This window comes from Xanthomonas sp. SHU 308, from assembly GCF_000364645.1.
Classification (GTDB): Bacteria; Pseudomonadota; Gammaproteobacteria; order Xanthomonadales; family Xanthomonadaceae; genus Xanthomonas_A; species Xanthomonas_A sontii.
The window spans coordinates 1-4,247 of record NZ_AQOK01000798.1; the positions used below are offsets into that span (position 1 = coordinate 1).

General features: G+C 66.3%; 6 protein-coding genes. 1 reads left to right on the forward strand and 5 read right to left on the reverse strand.

The window, feature by feature from the left end:
• On the reverse strand, positions 1 to 516 hold a 516-nt coding region (locus D588_RS0121005; protein WP_017917399.1), incomplete at its 3' end, for an SURF1 family protein.
• A gap of 30 nt (positions 517 to 546) precedes the next feature.
• On the opposite strand from D588_RS0121005, the gene D588_RS0121010 reads away from it, so the two are divergent.
• Positions 547 to 765, forward strand: a complete 219-nt coding sequence (locus D588_RS0121010; RefSeq protein WP_010341612.1) for a twin transmembrane helix small protein — start codon at positions 547 to 549, stop codon at positions 763 to 765.
• A 102-nt stretch (positions 766 to 867) separates the two neighbouring features.
• Here D588_RS0121010 and D588_RS0121015 read toward each other — a convergent pair whose 3' ends face one another.
• From D588_RS0121015 to ctaD, 4 genes are read right to left on the reverse strand one after another with little or no spacing between them, the layout of a single operon-like run.
• Positions 868 to 1,749 carry a cytochrome c oxidase subunit 3 gene (locus tag D588_RS0121015; RefSeq protein WP_010341611.1) on the reverse strand — a complete coding sequence of 294 codons (882 nt, stop codon included), beginning with the start codon at positions 1,747 to 1,749 and terminating at the stop codon, positions 868 to 870.
• Positions 1,750 to 1,768: 19 nt separating this feature from the next.
• Positions 1,769 to 2,359, reverse strand: coding sequence for a cytochrome c oxidase assembly protein (locus tag D588_RS0121020; protein ID WP_017914171.1), 591 nt, complete (start codon positions 2,357 to 2,359; stop codon positions 1,769 to 1,771).
• Entirely contained in the window at positions 2,356 to 2,487 is a 132-nt protein-coding gene (locus tag D588_RS28725) for a hypothetical protein (protein WP_017914172.1), read from the reverse strand. The genes D588_RS0121020 and D588_RS28725 overlap by 4 nt, the downstream gene beginning before the upstream one ends.
• On the reverse strand, positions 2,487 to 4,097 hold the full coding sequence (gene ctaD / locus D588_RS0121030) for a cytochrome c oxidase subunit I (RefSeq protein WP_017917400.1): 1,611 nt from the start codon (positions 4,095 to 4,097) through the stop codon (positions 2,487 to 2,489). The genes D588_RS28725 and ctaD overlap by 1 nt, the downstream gene beginning before the upstream one ends.
• Between the last annotated feature and the right edge of the window lie 150 nt (positions 4,098 to 4,247).

A 4,247-nucleotide genomic window follows, 5' to 3' on the forward strand; every position in this document is an offset into this window, starting at 1 on the left:
CGCCAGCCAGCGCTGCGGCGATGGCGCCGCGACCAGCGCCGGGCCCAGGGTCAATCCATGCGACGGTGGCGGCCCGAGCAGGCCGACCAGCGTGTAGCGGCCCTGCAACGGCGCCGGTTCCGGCAGCGCGCGGTCGGCCGGCAGCGGCAACCAGCCCAGTTCCACCAGCAGCGGCGCGGCGACGCCGTCGGCCAGGAACGGCTGGTACACCTTTACCCCGCTGCGGCCCTGCCGCAGCTGGTTGTCGAGCAGGATCTGGCCGGGCAGGAAGCGGCCAGCGCCATGCACCCAGCGCAACTGGCCTAGCGGCGTCGCACGCAGCGCATCGGCCAGCGTCTGCGGACGATCGCGCACATGCGCCGCCTGCGCCAGCAAGGCCTGCTTCTCGTGCATGCGCTGCAACTGCCAGCGGCCAAGCATGCAAAAGCACAGCGCCACCGCCAGCGCGACGCTCCAGCCCAGCCACAGCGGCATGCGCCGGCGCGCACCCACGCGCGAGGCAGCGGCGAGGGTCATAATGCGGACACACCATGCGCCGAGACGCCCATGAACGACTCGCTGAAGACTTTGCTGATCGTCGCGTTCCTGCTGCTCATCCTGTGGAACCTGGGCGCCGGCCTGTACTACCTGTTGGTGGACCGCGGCCAGAGCAAGCGCACGGTGAACGCGTTGACCTGGCGCATCGGCCTATCGGTGTGCCTGATCCTGCTAGTGATCCTGGGCATCTATACCGGAGTGATCAAGCCTCATGGACTTGGCCGCTGAGAACCCGGGAATGGGGAATCGGGAAAAGAGAATCGGCAAAGCGGGAGCGCAAGCGATAGCCGCGCTTGCGATTCCCCATTCCCGATTCCCTATTTCCAGCCCTCAAAGCACATAGACGAACAGGAACAGCGCCAGCCACACCACGTCGACGAAGTGCCAGTACCACGCCGCCGCTTCGAAGGCGAAGTGGTTGTCGCGGCTGAAGTGGCCGCGGCTGATCCGCAGCAGCATCACCAGCAGCATGATCGTGCCCAGCAGCACGTGCGCGCCGTGGAAGCCGGTGAGCATGAAGAAGGTCGAGCCGTAGATGCCCGAGCCCAGGGTCAGGTTGAGTTCCTTGTAGGCATGCATGTACTCCTCGGCCTGGAAGTACAGGAAGGTGCAGCCCAGCGCCACGGTCAGCGCCTGGAACACCATCAGCCGGGTGCGCTGGCCGGCCTTGAGCGCGTGGTGGGCGATGGTCAGGGTGACGCCGGAGCTGAGCAGGATCAGCGTGTTGATCAGCGGCAGGCCCCAGGCCGGGATGGTCTGGAACTGGCCGCCGATGCCGCCCGGGCCGTTGGTCGGCCAGGCGGCGGAGTAGCCGTCCCACAGCAGCGCATTGGTCATCACCCCGTCGCCCTCGCCGCCCAGCCACGGCAGGATGAAAGTGCGGGTGTAGAACAGCGCGCCGAAGAAGGCGCCGAAGAACATCACCTCGGAGAAGATGAACCACACCATGCCCATGCGGAACGACACGTCGACTTGGCGGTTGTAGTGTCCGGCGATCGATTCGCGGATCACATCGCCGAACCACATGAACAGCGTCGCCACCAGCATCGCGATGCCGGTGAAGAAGGTCCACTTGCCCCAGGACGCGTCGTTGAGCCAACTGGCCACGCCGATCATGGTCACGAACATCGCGATCGAGCCGATGAACGGCCAGCGGCTCTGGCTGGGCACGTAGTAGGCGTTGGCGGTGGCGTCGGTGCTGGGCTGGGCCATGGCAGGCATTCCGGTCGGGTCAGGGAGCCGCGCGCGCGGAACCGGCCAGTTTCGGCGATCCCAGTTCCGCGCTCAGCGCATCGTTCTTGTAGAAGGTGTAGGACAGGGTGATGGTGCTGATGTCGCTGGGCAGGTTGGGATCGACGATGAAGCGCACCGGCATGTCGCGCTTCTCCCCAGCCTGCAGGGTCTGCGCGGTGAAGCAGAAGCACTCGGTCTTGGTGAAGTAGCCCGAAGCGCGCGCCGGCGCCACCGAGGGCACCGCACTGCCGACGATGGCGTGCGCGCCATCGTTGTGCGCGTAGTACAGCGCCTCGTTGAGTTCGCCCGGCACCACCTGCATGGTCAGCTGCTCCGGATGGAACGACCAGGGCAGCTTGGAGTTCACCCCGCCATCGAACTGCACGGTGACCGTGCGCTTGCCCGCCAGCGGCTTGCCAGCCTGCGGCCCTTCGCCGGGGCCGCGTTCCAGACGCACGCCGAATACCTTCTCGCAGGCGATGCGGTACAGCGGCACCAGCGAGAAGGTCAGCACGAACACCGCCAGCGCCACGCCGACCAGCTTGAACAGCCCGGCGCTGCTGTGCACCCGCGGCGCTGGCGCGTTCATCGGCCCAACACCCCCGAGAGGACGAAGGCGACGTAGATCGCCAGCGCCACCGCGCCGACCACCAGCGCGGTGCGCACCGCACGTTTGCGGCGCAGGACCAGGTCGTCGAGCGGCGGTTGCGCGGTCATCAGTGGCTGATGTCGTCGTGGGCCAGGTCGCCGGGCTTGAGCACCGGCGGCAGGGTGAAGGTGTGCGCCGGCGCCGGCGACGGCACCGTCCACTCCAGGCCACGCGCGCCTTCCCACGAACGCGCTTCGGCGCGCGCGCCATTGCGCAGCGACGCCAGCAGGATGCTGGCCATCAGGAACGGGGTGACGAACATGCCGAACGCACCGATCGAGCTGACCAGGTTCCAGTCGGCGAACACCACGTTGTAGTCGGGAATGCGCCGCGGCATGCCGGCCAGGCCGAGGAAGTGCTGCGGGAAGAACAGCAGGTTGACGAACAGCATCGTCCACCAGAAGTGGAACTTGGCCCAGGCCTCGTTGTACATGCGCCCGGTCCACTTCGGCCACCAGTAGTACACCGCCGCGATCAGCGCGAACACCGCGCCGGTGACCAGCACGTAGTGGAAGTGCGCGACCACGAAATAGGTGTCGTGGTACTGGAAGTCGGCCGGCACGATCGCCAGCATCAGCCCGGAGAAACCGCCGATGGTGAACAGGATGACGAAGGCGATGGCCCACAGCATCGGCGACTCGAAGGTCATCGAGCCCTGCCACATGGTGCTGACCCAGTTGAACACCTTCACCCCGGTGGGGATGGAGATCAGCATGGTGGCGAACATGAAGTAGATCTCGCCGCCCAACGGCATGCCCACGGTGAACATGTGGTGCGCCCAGACGATGAAGCTCAGGAACGCGATCGCCGCGATCGCGTAGACCATCGCCTGGTAGCCGAACAGCGGCTTGCGGCTGAAGGTCGGGATGATTTCGCTGATCACGCCGAACGCCGGCAGGATCATGATGTAGACCTCGGGATGCCCGAAGAACCAGAAGATGTGCTGGTACATCACCGGGTCGCCGCCGCCGGCGGCGTTGAAGAACGAGGTGCCGAAGAACTTGTCGGTGAGCAGCATGGTCACCGCGCCGGCCAGCACCGGCATCACCGCGATCAGCAGGAACGCGGTGATCAGCCAGGCCCAGCAGAAGATCGGCATCTTCAGCAGGTCGATGCCCGGCGCGCGCATGTTGAGCACGGTGGCGATGATGTTGATCGCGCCCATGATCGAGCTGATGCCGGCGACGTGGATGGCGAACACCGAGAAGGCGACGTTGTAGCCACCCTGCAGCATCAGCGGCGGATACATGGTCCAGCCGCCGGCCGGCGCGCCGCCGGGCAGGAACAGGGTCAGCAGCAGCAGAGTGAAGGCCACCGGCAGCAGCCAGAACGACCAGTTGTTCATGCGCGGCAGCGCCATGTCCGGCGCGCCGATCTGCAGCGGGATCATCCAGTTGGCCAGGCCGACGAAGGCCGGCATCACCCCGCCGAAGATCATCACCAGCGCGTGCACGGTGGTCATCTGGTTGAAGAACTCGGGCTTGACGAACTGCAGGCCCGGCTGCGCCAGTTCGGCGCGGATCACCACGCTCATCGCCGCACCGATGACGAACATGGTGAAGCTGAAGAGCAGGTACAGCGTGCCGATGTCCTTGTGGTTGGTGGAGAAGAACCAACGCTCGACGAAGCTCTGCTGATGCCCGTGCTCGTCGTGGTGATCGACTGCCGAATGGGCCATGGCGGCTACCTCAGAAAAGGAATGCTGGAGATCAGGCGGCTTGCACGATCAGGTGCGAGTCGGAACGAGGACGCGACAGCCGCGCCTGCGGCGGCGGTGCCGGCGCCTGGGCGTCGGCGGGCGCGGCAGCGGGTTCGGCGGAGGCCGGCG

What these genes read in the sequence shown, in the direction of transcription:
- D588_RS0121015 (WP_010341611.1), bottom strand. Translation starts at nt 1,749, where the DNA reads ATGGCCCAGCCCAGCACCGACGCCACCGCCAACGCCTACTACGTGCCC.
- D588_RS28725 (WP_017914172.1), bottom strand. Translation starts at nt 2,487, where the DNA reads ATGACCGCGCAACCGCCGCTCGACGACCTGGTCCTGCGCCGCAAACGT.
- D588_RS0121010 (WP_010341612.1), top strand. Translation starts at nt 547, where the DNA reads ATGAACGACTCGCTGAAGACTTTGCTGATCGTCGCGTTCCTGCTGCTC.
- ctaD (WP_017917400.1), bottom strand. Translation starts at nt 4,097, where the DNA reads ATGGCCCATTCGGCAGTCGATCACCACGACGAGCACGGGCATCAGCAG.
- D588_RS0121020 (WP_017914171.1), bottom strand. Translation starts at nt 2,359, where the DNA reads ATGAACGCGCCAGCGCCGCGGGTGCACAGCAGCGCCGGGCTGTTCAAG.